Raw genomic sequence first — 16,166 nt, forward strand, 5'->3', positions numbered from 1 at the left:
TCAGGGCCGCCAGCCGTAGATCCAGTCCTGCCGTGCCAGCATGCGTTCCGGGCCGAGCGCCCGGACCGCAAGATCGCGCGCGAACGCGAGCGGCCCAGTGAAATGATAGATGCGGCCCTGCTGCCGCGCAGTCCGCTGCACCCGCCGCACGCGCGCCTGACGCGTCCGGCCGTATTGTTTCAGCGCAGCCGTGATTCCCGCGGTGCTCTCGGCGATCTCAGGGCTCAAATGCTGCGCGAGCACCGCAGCGTCCTCGATTGCCATGCCGGCGCCCTGCGCCGCAAACGGCAGCATCGCATGCACGGCGTCGCCGAGCAGCGCGACCGACCCTTTGCTCCAGGGGCAGTCGTCGGGGACGCCGAACAGCGCCCATTTCCGCCAGCTGTCGATCGTGGCGAGCATCATGCGCGCCGCTGGCGGCCAGCGCGGCGCGGCGAAGGCGTCCATCACCTCGCGGGGATCACCGGGCGTGCTCCAGCCCGGTCTGTTCCAGGTGCCCGGCAGCACCGCGACCACGTTGATCTGGCGTCCGCCCGCGATCGGGTAGGCGACGAGATGGGCATTCGGGCCCATCCAGAGCTGGACCCGGCGCGTGGTGTAGTCCTTCGGCAGTTGCGTGGCATCGAGCGTACCGCGCCAGGCAATCAGCCCGGAGAAGCGCGGCTGCACCTCGGGAAACAGATGCTGGCGCACCGTCGACCAGATGCCGTCGGCGCCGATCAGCGCACTGGCGAGATCGCTGCGCCGGATCGTGCCGCTGCGATGGACGACCGTCAGCCCCTTGGCGTGAGGCGCGACGTCTTCGAACGTCGCGCCGAGTTTCAGGTCGATATCGGGATGGTCGGAGACTGCGCCGGCGAGGGCGGATTGCAGGTCGGCGCGGTGCACCACCCAATAGGGGGCGCCGGCGCGCGCGGCGGCGGCTTCTCCCAGCGGCATCCGCAACAGTTCGCCGCCGGCCCGCGCGCTCATGATCGAGACCGCCTCCGGGATCACGGCGCGCAGCTTGAGGTGCTCGGCAAGGCCGAGCTCGACCAGCACGCGGCTGGCATTGGGGGAGAGTTGCAGACCGGCGCCGACTTCCTCGAGCCGCTCGGCCTTTTCCAGGACGACGATGCGGAAGCCGCGGGCCGCGAGCGCAAGCGCAGCCGTTAGTCCACCTATGCCGGCACCGGCGATGACAATCGTTCGGGAGAGCGCCACCCCTGGCCGATGGAAGCGGTCAGGCCACCTTGTCCTTCAGGACGCATTCCGGCGGACGGGCTTCGCCCGCCTTCAGGTCGGCGGCGAAACGGTACAACGTCGAGCAGTAGGGGCAGATGATCTCGTTGTCATTGCCGAGGTCGAGGAAGACGTGCGGATGATCGAACGGAGGGTTGGCGCCCACGCACATGAACTCTTGCGAGCCGATCTCGATGACGGGGACACCGGCATCGTTGTGGAAGTGCGGGACGACATGGTCGGACATCGTACTCATCCTGGAGTGGCAATGGCGGCAGACAACAATCATGACTGACGCGGCATTATTAAGGCGCCGCGGACCATACTGTTGGGTGTAGATGATTGCTAGTCCAGCGGAACCGAAAGCTCCGCAATGCCCCATGCTCATTTGCTCATGCAAATTCGACACAATCTTGCGGCCTGAGAGAAGCCCTTCTTTCGTCGGGGACGTTGTGTCGCAATTTTGGCATACTATCTCTGTGGACGAGCGTAATTGCGACGAAAGACGAACCGTCAGGCGTCAACGATCTCAGGACCGTCCAGGCTCTCCGCATGAAGTGGTTGCGAATCAGCACAGCGTTGACCGGTATCGCGGCATGCGGCTTCTTGCTCGCGCAGGTAGCACCGCACGCCCGAGAGGCCGGCGCGATTCTGGCCGCCCGGGACGATCCCGCCGCGCTGTCCGAGATCAAGCTCGACGCACTGCTGCGGCACAACGACCGCCTGATTCAGGACAACATCGAGGCCGCGCTTGCATCGGGCGATGCCGATCTCGCCGACAGTTTTGTCGCGCTGGCGCGCGACCGGAACATCGCGCTGCCTGATAACCTCCTGAGCCGTGTCAGCGACGCGGTCAAAGCCGAAGATTCCACCTCGCATTTCGCAAAACGGTTTGCCACGGGTCTCGTCACCGGCAACGCGGACGATGTCGCGAGCTTGTCGGGGACCGTGGCCGGCGATCTCTTCGTCATCGGCGACATCAGGGATGTCGTGCGCGAGGGCAAGCACCTCGCCATGGGCGAGGAGACCGATCGCCTCGTGCTGGGCCTTGCGGCCGCGGGTCTCGCCGTCACGGCCGTGACCTACGTGTCTGTCGGCGGTGCCGCGCCGGTTCGCGCCGGGCTGACGCTGGTGAAGGACGCGCGCAAGGTGGGCCGGCTCGGCGAGGGATTGGCGGCATGGGCCGGCCGGTCCGCACGCGAGGTCGTCGATACCCCGATGCTCCAGAACGCGGTTGCCTCCGGCTCCGTGTTGCGGCCGGGCCAGACCTTGAGCGCGATCAAGGCTGCGTTCCGCGCCGAGAAAGCCGGCGCGCTGGTTCGGCTCGGCAAGGATGTCACGCGAGTCGTCGAGAAGACCGGCACGCGCGGCGCGATGGATAGCCTGCGCATCGCTGAAGGTCCCAAGGACGTCGCACGCGCGGCGCGGCTCGCGGAAGCCCAGGGCGGCAAGACGCGCGCGATCCTGAAGCTGCTCGGCCGCGGCGCGCTGCTGCTGATCGGCGGGGCGTTCAATCTTGCACTCTGGCTGTTCGGCGCGGCCTTGACGCTGTTCGGTCTGTTGTCCTCGATCAAGGCGACGACGGAGCGCCTGACCCAGGCCTGGTGCGATCGCAGGCGGGCGCGGCGACTTCGCCAGGCCCGGATCGCCGAGGCCGTCCTGACAAGCGCTGCCGTCACGGCCTAAGATACCTCTTCCCCTCAAGATTGCGGAACTGATGATGCCGAGCTTTCACAACGGCGCCGTTGAAATTGCCTATCTCGACGAAGGCGAGGGCGATCCGATCATCCTGGTGCACGGCTTTGCCTCCAGCAAGAACGTGAACTGGGTCTATCCGACCTGGGTCTCGGAGCTGCGCAAGAACGGCCGTCGCGTCATTGCCCTCGACAATCGCGGCCATGGCGAAAGCGCAAAGCTCTACGAGCCCGCGCAGTACTCGATCCCGACCATGGCCGGCGACGTGCTCGCGCTGATGGATCACCTCTCCATCCCGCAGGCCGATCTCATGGGCTATTCGATGGGCGGGCGGATGACGGCCTGGCTCTCCCTCAACGAGCCGCAGCGGCTGCGCTCGGCGATTCTCGGCGGCATCGGCATCGGCGGCCTGATCGAGGGCACCGGGCCCGGCGAGAACGTCGCCAAGGCGCTGGAGGCGCCGTCGCTCGACGACGTCTCCGATCCCGTCGGACGCACGTTTCGTGCTTTTGCAGACCAGACCCGTTCCGACCGCAAGGCGCTGGCCGCCTGCCTGCGCGGCACGCGCGATCTCATGACCAAGGACGAAGCCGCGCGCATCGACGTGCCCGTGCTGATCGCGGTCGGCTCGACCGACGACGTCGCGGGCTCGGCCAGCGCACTCGGCGCCATCATCCCGGGTTCGGAAGTGCTCGACATTCCGAACCGCGATCACATGCGGGCGGTCGGCGACAAGGTCTACAAGACTGGCGTGCTCGATTTCCTCTCACGCCGCGCCTGAGGTTTCGTCCGCAGGCCCGTCGTCGCCGAACGAGCGAAACAGCGCCATCAGCACCACGAAGGTCGCAACCCACACCATCCGCGCGCCGTAGCGATCGTGGGGGCCGGAGATGACGGCGCAGATGAAGGCGTTGCCGAGCAGCGCCAGAGTCACCGTCGCCGCCAGCAGCGTCAGATCGTCCAGCCGGCGATGTGCGAGCGCGTGGCCGAGCAGCACGAGGAGCGCCAGCATCGAGGCCAGCGCGACGGGCACGTGCAGCCAGTTGACGTAGTCGAAGTCGAGGGCCCAATGCTGCTGGCGCGCGGCGCGCATCGGCGCGACCTGGGAGGGGATGTAGCGCTCGATGATGCCGTAAGTGTGCGGGATCCAGACACTTGCGCCTTCGCCGGTCGCCACATGCAGCAATTGCTGGCCCATCGCCCGCAACGCCGCGCCGACCTGCCAGACGGGATAGTCGGCGAGCGAACCCACGACGATGGTGCCCATCTCGTCGTTCATGCCCTCGAACCGGCCTAGCGTGTTGAACATGCTCTTGCCCCACAGGAATTCGTCGGCGGTCGCCGGCAATTGGTCGCGATAGGGGCAGAGCTTGAGTTTTTCGCGCGGGCAATGGTCGTTGAGATAACGCGCGACGATGCCGTCCTGCATCATGCGGCCGAAGGCGACCCCCGTGCCGCCGGGGGTCCAGGCCCATTTGCCTGACAGCGCATGGTTGGCTGACACCAGCATCAGCCCGCCCACGATGATGGTCAGGCTCGCCTGCGCCAGTCCTGCGACGGGCAGACGCGCGCGCAGGAATGGCCGCAGCATCCAGCCTGCAACGCAGAGACCGAGCAGCACGCCGAGCGTGGCGCTGTGGGTCGCAGCGGCAAAGGCGGTGAAGACGAACAGCGTGATCTTTTCGAGCGCGGAGGTCCGCTGTCCACCGATGACCAGCAGGAATAGCGACAGCACCGACAGGCCTGCAAAGATGTCGGTGAGCAACATGCTGGCCAGCCAGGGCAGCGCAGTCGACAGGATCAGAAGCAGGCTGATCGCGATGAAGCGGAACGTCTGCATCATCGAGAGCACGCGCAAGGTGAGCTGCAACAGCCACAGCGTCGCCAGCGACTGGACCGCGAGGTTGATCCAGAAACCAGAACTCTCGCCATAGTGCAGATAGATGCCGAACACCGTGGAGCGGCTCGGGACGAGATAGCCCTCGTACCAGCGCGCCAGATAGCCTCCGGTATCCCATTGCAACAGCGGATAGCCGTTCCAGAACGCCGGCGCGATCAACAGCAGCGGCAGGGCAATCCCGGCCAGCCGCAGCCAGAGTGAGCCCGCGGCGCCCGCGCGCGCATGATCAGTGGTGATGGTCAAATCCGCTCCGTCCTCACTCGGACCATGCCCGCAATCACGGTTGAGGCGGAATTCACCAATAGTTTGACGCCGCCCGGCTTGAATTTGGCGAAACCCTGACCATTTTGAGCCGACCTTGCCGCCCGGGGTGTCGGAAGAAACTGTTGTGATTCAACGTGTTGGCATACCCTCGCTGGGCAACACACTGTTCACTCTCAGGCAAGCCCGTCAGGACTTTGTCGCCTAGACTGTGTTATAGAACCAGTGAAACGAGCCAATTCGAAAGAGCAGATCTCATGGCAGTGCATCAGGTCAATCCGGGAGGAAAGCTCGCAACGCTCGATCCGATCTGGGATCGGATCCGCGGCGAAGCGGAGGACATCGTCCATCGCGAGCCGGAGCTTGCGACCTTCATCTATTCGACCGTGCTGCATCACAGCCGCCTGGAAGATGCGGTGATTCATCGTGTCGCCGACCGGCTCGATCACTCCGCGCTGTCGGGCGATCTCGTGCGCCAGACCTATGACGAGGCGTTGCGCGACGATCCCGATCTCGGCAACGCCTTCCGCGCCGATCTCGTCGCCGTCTACGACCGCGACCCCGCGACCTCGCGCTTCATCGATCCCTTGCTCTATTTCAAGGGCTTTCACGCCATCCAGACCCACCGCCTCGCACATTGGCTCTATCTGAAGGGCCGCAAGGATTTTGCGTATTATCTGCAGAGCCGGGCATCTGCGGTCTTCCAGACCGACATCAATCCCGCCGCGCGTATCGGCCGCGGCATCTTCCTCGACCACGCCACCGGCTTCGTCTGCGGTGAGACGGCGCTGATCGAGGACGACGTTTCGATCCTGCACGGCGTCACGCTCGGCGGCACCGGCAAGGAGAACGAGGACCGCCATCCGAAAATCCGTCACGGCGTCCTGATCGGCGCCGGCGCGAAGATCCTCGGCAACATCGAGATCGGTCATTGCGCCCGCATCGCGGCGGGCTCGGTCGTGGTCAAACCGGTGCCGCACAACGTGACGGTCGCGGGCGTTCCGGCCAAGGTCGTCGGCGAAGCCGGCTGCGCCGAGCCGTCGCGCACCATGGATCAGATGATCAACGCCATGGGACTTTAACGCCATGGGACTTTGAGGTGGGTCTCTGAGAGGGGACTCTGAGAGGGGACTCTGAGGCGGGACTTCGAGCTTGTCGGAAGGGGCAGATTTTCCGCCCCTTTCGTCCCCAAAATTCTTTGGCAATTCATGCTGGCGGTTGGTCGCGTCTCGTCCTAAAACCCGCGCCAACCCAGATTTCGATTGGAGACTTGCCGTGGACGTCAAGGAAGTTAGGAAGCTCGACGCGTATCTGAAGCGCGTATTCGGCAATCCCAAGATCCGCGTCGTGCCGCGGCCGAAGAAGGATGATTCCGCCGAGGTCTATATCGGCGAGGAGTTCATCGGTGTGCTCTTCGTCGACGACGAGGACGACGATCGCTCGTTCCAGTTCCAGATGGCGATCCTCGAGGACGACCTGGTCGACCAGGAATAGTTTTCTTTTCGTCATTGCGAGCGAAGCAATCCAAAGTCTCTCCGTGGACGCGGTCTGGATTGCTTCGCTTTGCTCGCAATGACGGATCCTATTCCCGCAGCTCATACGCTATTTCTTTGCAAGAACACGCAGCCGCGCCGTGGCATCGGCGACAGTGATGCCGGCTGCATCGACGAGCTTGGCTCGCACGACCATGTCGCGATCGGTCTGCTCGACAACACGCGCCCGGGCCGTGATGGGGCCGACCGCTGCCGGCTTCAGGAAGCGGGTATCAAGACTCTTTGTGACGACGGTCAACTCGGACGAGAGCGCGGCCAGCGCACAGATGCCGGTGGCGGAGTCAAGCATCGCCGCCAGAAATCCGCCCTGGATCGTCCCGTGCCTGTTGGTGAAAGCCGGCTGAGCCTGGAAGCGGATTAGCGCATCCCCGTTGTCGTCGAAGCCAAGCCATTCCCGTCCCAGCAACTGGGCTCCGGCGGGAGATCTGCTGCCGCATCGTTCAAGTCGATCGCCCCATGATGGCATCATGCTCCTGTTTTGCCCGACGGGTCAAGTTCGATTTCGAAAAACCGAAGTATCAAAAATACGAAGTGATTACAGACGCCTGGCTACTGTGCATGGGGTTGTTTTCGAGATTATTGTTGGGACGGCTCCAGGCTTGTCCCCGCATGCCTGTCGCGCGGCACGGCAGAGACGCCGCGCTCAGCCCCGCGGCCCGCGCAATTGCGCCGTGAGGCGGTCCATCGCTTCCGCCGCATCGCGCCATTGCGACAGCCAGCTGCGCGGAAAGCGGAAGGTGAGGTCGGCGCCGCCGACGCGGCGTTCGGCGAGGCACATGCCGGGCGTCGCTCCATCGCGGGTGCAGCGCGCGGTCAGCGCGGGACTTGCGGCAGAATAGAGATCCTCGCTGCCATAGGGCGTGTCGACACGGAATATCCGCATCGTCAGCCCGTCCTGAGGCATTGCCGCGGCCTGGTCGAGATAGCGCGGATAGATCGTGGCTGCGCGCTGCTCGGGCGACAGCGCATCGCGATGCGCGGCGATCGACAGGAAGATGCGGTCGATCGGCTGCATCGCCGCATCCACGCTATCGGCGGTGACGTGCTTCGGCGCGCCCGGCGGCTCCAGCGAAGGGTACAGGAAATCGAGATCGATCCGCTCCTGCGGCCCGGAGTGGCGCTGGATCTTCATGCGGATCGCGTTGGTCGGCAGGTTGAACAGCGTCCCGCCGACGCTCACCGGCAGCTTGTCCGGGGCGCTCGCGCCGCTCGGGCCCCAGGTCGGCCACAACAAATAGGCGACGAGCGCGACGGCACACACCGCGGCAATGCCGCCGAGCACGATCGGGACCACGTGGGCCCGGGTGCGCGCCCGGGGAGACTGGGGGGAGGTTGCCGAAAACACCGTCATGAGCCGCAATGAGCCGGAAGTCGGCCGATGGCCGACGAATCAGCGGCGAATATGCCACGCGGCTGCGATTTCGCGGAGCGTTCACCGGCTGCACGAAAGGGAGAGAGGCCTGCGTGGGTCGGCCGGCGGCGTTAACCTTCGCTTAAGGATAATGTAGCGTTAACCGGCACTATTTGTCACAGGAAGGCACCTCGCGTTGCGTAAGGGCGGACCGTTCCGATGACACCTGAAGCTCTCAATACCTTCTTCTCGATCGGCATCGGTTTCGCGCTCGCGGGAGCGCTCGTGAGCGGATACCAGACGATCGCACAGCGGCCGGCCGGCTTCGGTCTGTTGCAGGACGGCGTGGCGCCGAAGACCTTCGCGGCGGTTCCGTTCCTGGTGTTCGCAGCGCCTTTCATCATCATGCGCAACACCCTGCGCGGCAGGCAGCTGGAGAGCCGCCGCGTCGAATTCGTGATGATGGCGACCGTCATCGCCGGCTTCTGGAGCATGATGAGCGGCACCTTCTTCCTGATGACGCTGCGCGCGGCCGGCGTTCTGGTCTGATACGGGCGCTGTAGGGCTGCCTTCACGGCGGCCCTTTGCGTCGACGCTGCCATTTCGCTATGGCTGGGGTCGACGCGACAGGAGACCCTCATGGCGATCTACGAGCTCGACGGGCAAGCGCCCGATCTTCCCGCCGACGGCAATTACTTCATCGCGGAGACCGCCACCGTGATCGGCCGCGTGCGCCTGAAGCCCGGCGCGAGCGTCTGGTTCGGTGCGGTGCTGCGCGGCGACAATGAGTGGATCGAGATCGGCGACGGCGCCAACGTGCAGGACGGCTCGACCTGCCACACCGATCTCGGCTTTCCGCTTCACATCGGCAGGAACTGCACGGTCGGCCATAACGTCATCCTGCACGGCTGCACCATCGAGGAGGGCGCGCTCGTCGGCATGGGCTCCATCGTGATGAACGGCGCCAGGATCGGCCGCAACAGCATCGTCGGCGCCGGCTCCGTCATCACCGAGGGCAAGGAATTCCCCGAACGGTCCCTGATCATCGGTTCGCCGGCGCGGGTGATCCGCACGCTCGACGACGCCCAGGTGCAGAAGATGGGTAGCGCGGCGAAGTTCTACGTCGCCAACGGCCCGCGCTTCACGAAGGGCCTCAAGCGGATCGGGTGAGCTCAGCTTCCTTCGGACTCGCGCGCTTCTATTGCGCTTGCGACCTTCTCGTGCCCCGCGGACCACAGGGCATGCTCGTCGCTGCCGTCTTGGTACGGATTGGCTTCCGCCGGAATGTTTTGACGCGCCGCGCGTTCGCCTTCTGCAAAAGCATCGCGATCGTTCATCGTGACTGCGCCTTTCTGTTTTCGGAGCCTTCCCGGTTTCAAGCTGATGCGACGGCATTTGTTCCGGAACCGGTCATTGCTGCGGCGGTTGATCGGCGAAGGAGAATTAGAATGGCCAGATTGCCCACAACCTGTTCAATCAAGACCGTGATCGTGATCTTCGCCCTTGCCGCGATGCCGGCCGTATCGTTCGCGCAAGCCACCGGCGGCTCGGCGGGATCGGCTGGAGGTGTGGCCAATTCTCCGGCGACTGCGCCCGGCACCAACAGTCTGGGTACTGCTCAATCATCGGGAGCGAATGCCACCTCCGGAACCACCACCGGGACCGGTGGAGGTGGATCCACCGACGCCGCCGTCAACGCCGAGAACCGGCTGCTCGACAAGAAGCTCAAGAGCATCTGCCGCGGCTGCTGATGCTCGCGGGGAAGTGAGACAGTGAGGCTGTCAGGAACGCCGCAAGCCAATTAGCTTGATCCTGCTTTTGAAGCGTGGAGCGTCTCCACGCGGAGGATCGAGTGATGTTACGGAAGATGATGTTGACGGCGCTGGCTGTGGCGGCGGTTGGGCTGTCGATACCGCAGGCGGCACAAGCGGGCGGTCACGGTGGCTGGGGCCATGGTGGCGGTGGCTGGGGCCATGGTGGCGGCTGGGGTCATGGCGGCCACTGGCATGGCGGTGGCTTCTGGCCAGGCGTCGCCATCGGGGCGGGTATCGCCGGCGCCGGTTACTACGGCAGCTATTACGGCTACGGTTACCCCTCCTACGGCAGCTCCTATTACTATGGTACCGGATACGACGACGGCGGTTATGGTGGCTGTTACGTCGTCCGGAAGCGCGTGATGACGCCTGCGGGATGGCGATACCGTCGCGTCGACGTCTGCGAATGAGGCGGGTGGGCCACTAAAAAACAAGGCCGTTGACGCAATATACCGTCAACGGCCTTGCCAGCCCCGGACATTGAAATCGGCTCACGCCATCCGGTAACGGCGAGCATCGCTTGGAATCATACGGGCGAATGTGATCCAGTTCACAAGTCCAAAAATTTAGCGGCGCCGACTGCTCAGCCGCGCGAGCGCTTGCGTGCACTGGCCTGGACACGATGCCGTGCAGGTTTCCTGCGGGTAACCGAAGGAGTCTCGGCCTCGGTCGCCCGGGCGCTGGCAAAGGATTGCCGCAGGCCGTCGATGGACTCATTGAGTGCCGTGACCTGCTCGGACAGACGCTTGGTGTCGGCCTGCTGGAATGCGAGCAACCGCTTCACACTCTGAAGCTGGTCCTGCACGACCTGGAGCTGGTCAATCGATTCCTGCTGGGTTGCTTCCAACCCCTTGGTCTTCTCGACCAGCTGCTCGGACGCCTGTGCGGTACGTGCCTGAAGCTGCCGCGAGGCCACCACCCGATCGGTCTCGGGGGCTGAGCCGGTATAGGCGCGCCAGATCGCGATCGAGGTCACACCGGCGATCAGCAGCAGGAGCGCGGCGGCCGTCAGCGCGATGGGCTGGGCGCCAAGGCGAAGGAGGGGATGGGACCGTGTGTCCTCTGCGAGATCGATCATCGCTGACAAAACCCAAATTGAAACTTGAGTGGCGAAGACCGGCAACCCTGAGGTCACCGGGGGTCCCGAAAGCGTTACGTTTCGGCAAGGAATGGGACCAAAAAGAGGCCAAGAGCAAAAAAACCAACAATCAGGATGCCTTAGGGCCTCCGAACGTCCGTCAGAGGCAGAGATCAGGGCTGAAACGGCGAAAACGGACCTGAATAGGTCTTCGAGCGCGGCGTCGCATAGGGTCCGAGCCGGGAGGTCTTCAGCCCCAGTCGCACCAATGATTCCGCCAAGGTCACCGCGGCGGCGACACCGTCGATCACGGGCAGGCCGTGCGTGGCGGCGAATTCATTGGCGAGATCGGCCATGCCGGCGCAACCGAGCACGATGGCCTCTGCGCGATCGTCGCGGATCGCGGCCGTAATTTCCGTAGAGATTTTTGCGAGCGAATCGGTGTTGCGCTCCTCCAGCGCGAGCACCGGCACCTCGGCAGCGCGGACGCGGACGCAGCGATCGGCGAGGCCGTATTTCCGCAAATTGTGTTCGATCGGCACGATAGAGACACCGAGCGTCGTCACCACGGCGAAGCGCGCCGCGATCAGGCTCGCCATGTGGAAGCCCGCCTCGCCAATGCCGATCACGGGTGCCTTTGCCGCGGCGCGCGCGGCGTCGAGGCCGGTGTCGTCGAAGCAGGCGATGATGTGCGCATCCGCGCCGTCGCGGTCGGCCTCGCGGATGCAGCCGAGCATGCCCGGCACCGCGAACGCCTCGTCGTAAAATCCCTCGATCGAGACCGGGCCCATCGTGGGCTGGCGCGCATCGATCACGGTGTCGGGCAGGGCGACGCTTCGCGCGGCAGCAGCAATCTTCGCCGTCATGGTCGCAGTGGTGTTGGGATTGACGACGTGAAGCCGCATCAGATCAGACAAGCCCTTTGCCGGCGTCCGAGCCTTTGGCCGCCTGCCGCTTGTTGAGCATGTGGATGGTGCCGAGCGCAAGCGCGATCACCGTGAACGAGACGGCCGAGATCACGGTGCCGAGCGCATAGATATCGGGGTTCGTCACGGTGGTGGTGAGGCCCTGGAGATCGAGAGGCAGCGTGTTCACCGCCCCGATCGCCTGGCTGGAACGTGCGAGCTCGTCCCAGGAGAGCGTGAAGCCGAACAGTCCAATGCCGATCACAGAAGGCAGGATGATCGGCAGCACGACATGACGGAAGGCCTGCCACGGCGTTGCACCGAGATCGCGCGCGGCTTCCTCGAGCCTGGGATCGAAGCGGTTGAAGATCGCAAACATGATGAGCAGGCCGAACGGCAGCGTCCAGGTCAGATGTGCACCGAGGCCCGAGGTGAGCAGACCCATCGAGGTCTCGAAATTCTCGTTGAAGGTGCCCTTGATCAGGTCGTCGATGATGCGGAATTCAAGCGAGATGCCGAGCGAGGTGATAATCGAGGGCACGATCAGGCTCGCGATCGCCGAGTAGAACAGGAGGCTTTGCGCCTTGAACTTGCGGCGAAACGCCATGCCGGCGGCGACCGACAGCACGACGGTGACGATCATCACGATAACGCCGAGCAGCAGCGAGCGGCGAAAGGCCGCGCCGAGATCGACGATGCCGGTGCCCTGGAATAGTTTTGCGATCCAGAAAGTCGACACACCGTTCATCGGGAAGGTGAGGCCGCCCTGCGGCCCCTGGAACGACAGCACATAGATCGCGATCATCGGGCCGTAGAGAAACAGCGTGTAGGCCGCGAAGAAGATCGCGAGCACGTAGAAAGAGCGCGGCCGTCCTTCCTTCATGCTCTAGAGCTCCTTCTTGATGTCGACGATGCGCGACATCATGGTGATGATCAGGAACGTGATGACGAGCAGGATCACGGCGTTCGCAGCGGCCGCCGGGAATTGCAGCGCGTTCACCCGCGTCTCGATGATCTTGCCGGCGGCCGCGATCTGCTGCCCGCCCATCACGCCGATGGTGATGAAGTCGCCCATCACAATGGTAATGACGAAGATCGAGCCGATCACGATGCCGGGCTTGGCGAGCGGGATGATGACGTTGACGAGCGTCTGAAAGCCGGTGGCGCCGGCGTCATAGGCGGCCTCGATCAACGATTTGTCGATGCGCACCATCGAGTTGAAGATCGGCACCACCATGAAGAAGGTGAAGAGGTGCACCAGTGCCAGCACCACGGAGAATTCGGAGAACAGCAGCCATTCAACGGGATGGTTGATCAGCCCCGTCTTCACCAAGCCCGAGTTGACAAGGCCATTGCGCCCGAGCAGCGGAATCCAGGCGATCATGCGGATCACGTTGGAGGTCCAGAACGGGATCGTGCAGAGCAGCGACAGTCCCATCTGCCAGGTCTTCGACTTGACGTGGAAGGCGAGGAAGTAGGCGACCCAGAAGCCGATGAAGAGGGTGATGACCCACACGAGGAAGCAGAGCTTCAGCGTCTTCAGATAAGTCTTGGCGATCGTGCAGAGATCGGGGAGCTGCGCGATGCAGCCCTCGAACGTGTCGGTGTAACCGCGGCCCGAGAAGGCCGGCAGCAACTGGTATTCGTTGTAGTCCCAGAACGAGACGATGACGACGAAGACCAGCGGGATCAGGAAGAAGGCGAGGAACACCAGCATCATCGGCCCGGCCTGGAGCCAGGAGATGAAGGAGGGCGACAGGCGCGCCGCTTTGCTGCGGCGCGCCGTCTCCGATCCCCGGACCAGGTCCGGGGATGCCTGTTGCAGGATGTCCTCTGACGTGTCCATCAAATTACGCCGCGATGAACTCGTTCCACTTGCGGACCATGTAGTCGTTCTCGTCCATCACGGCGTTCCAGCACGCGACGCCGCCCATGCGGTCCTCGTAGGAGCCGCCGTCGCGCACGGCGCCGGCCTTCTCGAGCAGCGAGCCGTCGGGCGCCTTGATGTCCTTCTCGGCCGCCTTGCCTTCCATCCAGTAGGCCCACTCGTAAGGCTCCATATGCGCCTTCGCGGTGGAGAGCACGGCTGAGTAGTAGCCCTGGCGGTTGAGATAGGCGCCGGCATAGCCCGACAGGAACCAGTTGACGAACTCATAGGCCCATTCGAGCTTCGCACCCGAGACGCCCTTCGAGACGCAGAAGCCCGAGGCCCAGGAGCGATAGCCTTCCTTGAGCGGCTGGAAGGTGCAGGCAATCCCCATCGAGCGGACCTTCGTCACCGCCGGCGACCACATCGACTGGATGACGGTCTCGCCCGAGGCCATCAGGTTGACGCTCTCGTTGAAGTCCTTCCAGAATGCGCGGAACTGGCCGGCCTTCTTAGCCTCGGTCATCACCTTCATGGTGAGATCGATCTCTTCCTTGGTCATGTTGCCCTTGTCGGCATATTTGTACTTGCCGGTGGCTTCCACGACCATCGCGGCATCCATGATGCCGATCGAGGGGATGTTGAGGATCGAGGCCTTGCCCTTGAACTCAGGGTTGAGCAGCTCGGCCCACGAGCTGATCGGACGCTTGATGATGTCGGGACGGATGCCGAGCGTGTCGGCGTTGTAGACGGTCGGGATCAGCGTGACGAATTCGGTGGCCGACGTCGCGAACTTCTTGGAGTCCTTGCCTTCGAGATAGAGCACCTTCCAGGGCGCGGTGCCCTGGCCGCCGATCTTCTTGCCGCCGGGGGTGACGCCCTTGGTGAAGACGGGCGTGATGTTGTCGAATTCCTTGATCTTCTTGGCATCGAGGGCAAGGATGTTGCCCGAGGGCACGATCTTCTTCAGCGCGAAATATTCGGTGTCCAGCACGTCGAAGGAGTTCGGCTGGGTCATCACGCGCTTGGTGACGTCGTCGGTGGTTGCGGTGATGTATTCGATCTTGATGCCCGTGTCCTTCAGGCACTGCTTGGAGATCTCGTCGCCCTCGTTCACCGCGGTGCCGAGATAGCGCAGCACCTTCGGCTCGGCCGACATGACGTAGGGAAAGCCGGTGATGGCGCCGGAGCCTGCGGCAAGTCCGGCGAGACCCGCGGTGCTCTTCAGTAGCGTGCGGCGGCTAAGGCCCTTCTTCCTGGTCGTTTCGGTCATATCACTCACTCCTCTGTTGCGCATTCCGGTGATTGATCGGCGCTATTGCAGACGTTGCGCCTTGGCGGGATCCCATGTGGCCAGCACGCGATCGCCCGGCCGGAACTGGTGGACGTCGAAGGCAGCCTCGGGAAGGTGGGAGAACAGAGCGGTCCCGTCTTCGAGCGTGAGCGAGACGGCGATGTAGGAGCCCTGGTACTCGGTCTGGGTCAGCAGCGCCGGCGCGCCGACCGCGCCGTCGGCGATCGGCACGATGCCGAGCTGATCGGCGCGCACGGCGATGAGTTTGCCTGCGTCGCTGAGGACGTTGTGACCGCCGATGAAGCGCGCCACGAATTCGGTGCGGGGATGATGGAAGATGTCGCGGGCGCTTCCCTGCTGTTCGATCCTGCCCTGGTTCATCACGACGATGTGGTCGGCCAGCGCCATCGCCTCTTCCTGGCCGTGCGTGACCTGAACGAAGCTGATGCCGAGCTCGCGCTGCAGCCGCTTCAGTTCACCCCGCATCTTCACCCGCAGGAACGGATCGAGCGCAGAGAGCGGCTCGTCGAGCAACAGGATCTGCGGCTCGGTGATCAGCGCGCGGGCGAGCGCGACGCGCTGCTGCTGGCCGCCGGACAGCTGTGCGGGGAGGCGGGCTGCGTAGGGCGTCATCGCGACCAGCTCGAGCAACTCGCCGGCGCGCTTGTGCCGCGTCGCCCGGTCGATGCCGCGCATTTTCAGGGCAAACGCCACGTTGTCGATCACGGTGAGGTGCGGAAACAGCGCGTAGGACTGGAACATCATCGCTGTGCCGCGCTTGGCGGGTTCGAGATCGGTGACGTTCTGCGGACCCAGGATGATGTCGCCTTCGCTGACCGCCTCGTGACCGGCGATCATGCGCAAGGTCGAGGTCTTGCCGCAGCCGGAGGGGCCGAGCAGGCAGCAATAGGTGCCGGCCGGGATCTTCAAATTGACGGTGTCGACCGCCAGCGTCGTGTCGTAGCGCTTGCTGACGGCGACCAGTTCGAGGGCGGCGGGAGTGGCCATGGCGTGTCCGGGGCGAGGGCGATGCTGCGCCTCTCTCCGCAAGGTCCATGCCAACCGCGCTTGAATCGTTCTCGGTGGGCCGAATTCCAAAACAGTGCAGCGGAGTCAGATCGTTAGATTGAATCGCATGGTCTGGGTGGCTCGCCGCCTTCGCAGCTGCGTGCACACAAAACAGGCGTGGATTGTATAAAGTTTCGCCTGTGATTGGATACAGCTGGT

20 protein-coding genes are annotated in these 16,166 nt (G+C 64.1%); 8 read left to right on the forward strand and 12 right to left on the reverse strand.

Features of this window, described 5'->3' with window-relative positions:
- Together AC0L3C_RS05485 and AC0L3C_RS05490 are read right to left on the reverse strand one after the other, a co-directional pair.
- Entirely contained in the window at nucleotides 1–1,203 is a 1,203-nt protein-coding gene (locus AC0L3C_RS05485; protein WP_473258823.1) for an FAD-dependent monooxygenase, read from the reverse strand.
- A 19-nt stretch (nucleotides 1,204–1,222) separates the two neighbouring features.
- Nucleotides 1,223–1,468 carry a zinc-finger domain-containing protein gene (locus tag AC0L3C_RS05490; RefSeq protein ID WP_007602543.1) on the reverse strand — a complete coding sequence of 82 codons (246 nt, stop codon included), beginning with the start codon at nucleotides 1,466–1,468 and terminating at the stop codon, nucleotides 1,223–1,225.
- A gap of 305 nt (nucleotides 1,469–1,773) precedes the next feature.
- Here AC0L3C_RS05490 and AC0L3C_RS05495 point away from each other — a divergent pair, with 305 nt between their 5' ends.
- Both AC0L3C_RS05495 and AC0L3C_RS05500 read left to right on the forward strand, forming a co-directional pair.
- Entirely contained in the window at nucleotides 1,774–2,907 is a 1,134-nt protein-coding gene (locus AC0L3C_RS05495; protein WP_473258821.1) for a hypothetical protein, read from the forward strand.
- A gap of 34 nt (nucleotides 2,908–2,941) precedes the next feature.
- Nucleotides 2,942–3,697: an alpha/beta fold hydrolase gene (locus AC0L3C_RS05500; protein ID WP_473407390.1), complete on the forward strand. Its 756-nt coding sequence runs from the start codon at nucleotides 2,942–2,944 to the stop codon at nucleotides 3,695–3,697.
- On the opposite strand, the gene AC0L3C_RS05505 is transcribed toward AC0L3C_RS05500, so the two are convergent.
- Nucleotides 3,683–5,059 (reverse strand): hypothetical protein, encoded by a 1,377-nt coding sequence (locus AC0L3C_RS05505; protein WP_473407361.1) that lies wholly within the window; start codon nucleotides 5,057–5,059, stop codon nucleotides 3,683–3,685. The two genes, AC0L3C_RS05500 and AC0L3C_RS05505, sit on opposite strands and share 15 nt — an antisense overlap.
- Before the next feature lie 275 nt (nucleotides 5,060–5,334).
- Here AC0L3C_RS05505 and cysE point away from each other — a divergent pair, with 275 nt between their 5' ends.
- Nucleotides 5,335–6,159, forward strand: a complete 825-nt coding sequence (cysE, locus tag AC0L3C_RS05510; protein WP_007602549.1) for a serine O-acetyltransferase — start codon at nucleotides 5,335–5,337, stop codon at nucleotides 6,157–6,159.
- 193 nt (nucleotides 6,160–6,352) lie between these two features.
- Nucleotides 6,353–6,571, forward strand: coding sequence for a DUF3126 family protein (locus tag AC0L3C_RS05515; protein ID WP_007602550.1), 219 nt, complete (start codon nucleotides 6,353–6,355; stop codon nucleotides 6,569–6,571).
- Nucleotides 6,572–6,679: 108 nt separating this feature from the next.
- Here AC0L3C_RS05515 and AC0L3C_RS05520 read toward each other — a convergent pair whose 3' ends face one another.
- On the reverse strand, nucleotides 6,680–7,036 hold the full coding sequence (locus tag AC0L3C_RS05520) for a PaaI family thioesterase (protein ID WP_473407362.1): 357 nt from the start codon (nucleotides 7,034–7,036) through the stop codon (nucleotides 6,680–6,682).
- Between the two features lie 237 nt (nucleotides 7,037–7,273).
- Nucleotides 7,274–7,981, reverse strand: coding sequence for a hypothetical protein (locus AC0L3C_RS05525; RefSeq protein WP_473279653.1), 708 nt, complete (start codon nucleotides 7,979–7,981; stop codon nucleotides 7,274–7,276).
- A gap of 219 nt (nucleotides 7,982–8,200) precedes the next feature.
- Between AC0L3C_RS05525 and AC0L3C_RS05530 the strand changes: the two genes are divergently transcribed.
- Together AC0L3C_RS05530 and AC0L3C_RS05535 are read left to right on the forward strand one after the other, a co-directional pair.
- Complete coding sequence (locus tag AC0L3C_RS05530) at nucleotides 8,201–8,530, forward strand: DUF6949 family protein (protein ID WP_473258810.1); 330 nt, start codon at nucleotides 8,201–8,203, stop codon at nucleotides 8,528–8,530.
- Nucleotides 8,531–8,620: 90 nt separating this feature from the next.
- On the forward strand, nucleotides 8,621–9,151 hold the full coding sequence (locus AC0L3C_RS05535) for a gamma carbonic anhydrase family protein (protein ID WP_473407363.1): 531 nt from the start codon (nucleotides 8,621–8,623) through the stop codon (nucleotides 9,149–9,151).
- A 2-nt stretch (nucleotides 9,152–9,153) separates the two neighbouring features.
- Here the strand turns inward: AC0L3C_RS05535 and AC0L3C_RS05540 are convergent, their stop codons facing one another.
- Nucleotides 9,154–9,318 carry a ribosome modulation factor gene (locus AC0L3C_RS05540; protein WP_007611843.1) on the reverse strand — a complete coding sequence of 55 codons (165 nt, stop codon included), beginning with the start codon at nucleotides 9,316–9,318 and terminating at the stop codon, nucleotides 9,154–9,156.
- A 111-nt stretch (nucleotides 9,319–9,429) separates the two neighbouring features.
- On the opposite strand from AC0L3C_RS05540, the gene AC0L3C_RS05545 reads away from it, so the two are divergent.
- Nucleotides 9,430–9,732: a hypothetical protein gene (locus AC0L3C_RS05545; protein WP_473258806.1), complete on the forward strand. Its 303-nt coding sequence runs from the start codon at nucleotides 9,430–9,432 to the stop codon at nucleotides 9,730–9,732.
- Between the two features lie 104 nt (nucleotides 9,733–9,836).
- Nucleotides 9,837–10,205, forward strand: coding sequence for a hypothetical protein (locus AC0L3C_RS05550; RefSeq protein WP_473407364.1), 369 nt, complete (start codon nucleotides 9,837–9,839; stop codon nucleotides 10,203–10,205).
- A 173-nt stretch (nucleotides 10,206–10,378) separates the two neighbouring features.
- On the opposite strand, the gene AC0L3C_RS05555 is transcribed toward AC0L3C_RS05550, so the two are convergent.
- The 6 genes from AC0L3C_RS05555 to AC0L3C_RS05580 all read right to left on the reverse strand — a co-directional run bounded on the left by AC0L3C_RS05555 (nucleotide 10,379) and on the right by AC0L3C_RS05580 (nucleotide 15,947).
- On the reverse strand, nucleotides 10,379–10,873 hold the full coding sequence (locus AC0L3C_RS05555; RefSeq protein ID WP_473258802.1) for a hypothetical protein: 495 nt from the start codon (nucleotides 10,871–10,873) through the stop codon (nucleotides 10,379–10,381).
- A gap of 173 nt (nucleotides 10,874–11,046) precedes the next feature.
- The gene (locus tag AC0L3C_RS05560; protein ID WP_473259431.1) at nucleotides 11,047–11,778 is read right to left on the reverse strand and encodes an aspartate/glutamate racemase family protein; all 732 of its coding nucleotides are present in this window, start codon (nucleotides 11,776–11,778) and stop codon (nucleotides 11,047–11,049) included.
- A 4-nt stretch (nucleotides 11,779–11,782) separates the two neighbouring features.
- The gene (locus AC0L3C_RS05565) at nucleotides 11,783–12,661 is read right to left on the reverse strand and encodes an ABC transporter permease (RefSeq protein WP_473407365.1); all 879 of its coding nucleotides are present in this window, start codon (nucleotides 12,659–12,661) and stop codon (nucleotides 11,783–11,785) included.
- A gap of 3 nt (nucleotides 12,662–12,664) precedes the next feature.
- Entirely contained in the window at nucleotides 12,665–13,624 is a 960-nt protein-coding gene (locus tag AC0L3C_RS05570; protein ID WP_007602562.1) for an ABC transporter permease, read from the reverse strand.
- 4 nt (nucleotides 13,625–13,628) lie between these two features.
- Nucleotides 13,629–14,918 carry an ABC transporter substrate-binding protein gene (locus AC0L3C_RS05575; RefSeq protein ID WP_473258796.1) on the reverse strand — a complete coding sequence of 430 codons (1,290 nt, stop codon included), beginning with the start codon at nucleotides 14,916–14,918 and terminating at the stop codon, nucleotides 13,629–13,631.
- A 42-nt stretch (nucleotides 14,919–14,960) separates the two neighbouring features.
- The gene (locus AC0L3C_RS05580) at nucleotides 14,961–15,947 is read right to left on the reverse strand and encodes an ABC transporter ATP-binding protein (RefSeq protein ID WP_275174674.1); all 987 of its coding nucleotides are present in this window, start codon (nucleotides 15,945–15,947) and stop codon (nucleotides 14,961–14,963) included.
- Nucleotides 15,948–16,166: the final 219 nt, after the last annotated feature.

Source organism: Bradyrhizobium sp. WSM4872, from assembly GCF_055811715.1.

Bases quoted from the DNA above. Each gene is read 5' to 3' on its own strand.
- AC0L3C_RS05490 (WP_007602543.1), bottom strand. From the start codon at position 1,468: ATGTCCGACCATGTCGTCCCGCACTTCCACAACGATGCCGGTGTCCCC.
- AC0L3C_RS05495 (WP_473258821.1), top strand. From the start codon at position 1,774: ATGAAGTGGTTGCGAATCAGCACAGCGTTGACCGGTATCGCGGCATGC.
- AC0L3C_RS05500 (WP_473407390.1), top strand. From the start codon at position 2,942: ATGCCGAGCTTTCACAACGGCGCCGTTGAAATTGCCTATCTCGACGAA.
- cysE (WP_007602549.1), top strand. From the start codon at position 5,335: ATGGCAGTGCATCAGGTCAATCCGGGAGGAAAGCTCGCAACGCTCGAT.
- AC0L3C_RS05525 (WP_473279653.1), bottom strand. From the start codon at position 7,981: ATGACGGTGTTTTCGGCAACCTCCCCCCAGTCTCCCCGGGCGCGCACC.
- AC0L3C_RS05530 (WP_473258810.1), top strand. From the start codon at position 8,201: ATGACACCTGAAGCTCTCAATACCTTCTTCTCGATCGGCATCGGTTTC.
- AC0L3C_RS05535 (WP_473407363.1), top strand. From the start codon at position 8,621: ATGGCGATCTACGAGCTCGACGGGCAAGCGCCCGATCTTCCCGCCGAC.
- AC0L3C_RS05540 (WP_007611843.1), bottom strand. From the start codon at position 9,318: ATGAACGATCGCGATGCTTTTGCAGAAGGCGAACGCGCGGCGCGTCAA.
- AC0L3C_RS05545 (WP_473258806.1), top strand. From the start codon at position 9,430: ATGGCCAGATTGCCCACAACCTGTTCAATCAAGACCGTGATCGTGATC.
- AC0L3C_RS05550 (WP_473407364.1), top strand. From the start codon at position 9,837: ATGTTACGGAAGATGATGTTGACGGCGCTGGCTGTGGCGGCGGTTGGG.
- AC0L3C_RS05555 (WP_473258802.1), bottom strand. From the start codon at position 10,873: ATGATCGATCTCGCAGAGGACACACGGTCCCATCCCCTCCTTCGCCTT.
- AC0L3C_RS05560 (WP_473259431.1), bottom strand. From the start codon at position 11,778: ATGCGGCTTCACGTCGTCAATCCCAACACCACTGCGACCATGACGGCG.
- AC0L3C_RS05565 (WP_473407365.1), bottom strand. From the start codon at position 12,661: ATGAAGGAAGGACGGCCGCGCTCTTTCTACGTGCTCGCGATCTTCTTC.
- AC0L3C_RS05570 (WP_007602562.1), bottom strand. From the start codon at position 13,624: ATGGACACGTCAGAGGACATCCTGCAACAGGCATCCCCGGACCTGGTC.
- AC0L3C_RS05575 (WP_473258796.1), bottom strand. From the start codon at position 14,918: ATGACCGAAACGACCAGGAAGAAGGGCCTTAGCCGCCGCACGCTACTG.
- AC0L3C_RS05580 (WP_275174674.1), bottom strand. From the start codon at position 15,947: ATGGCCACTCCCGCCGCCCTCGAACTGGTCGCCGTCAGCAAGCGCTAC.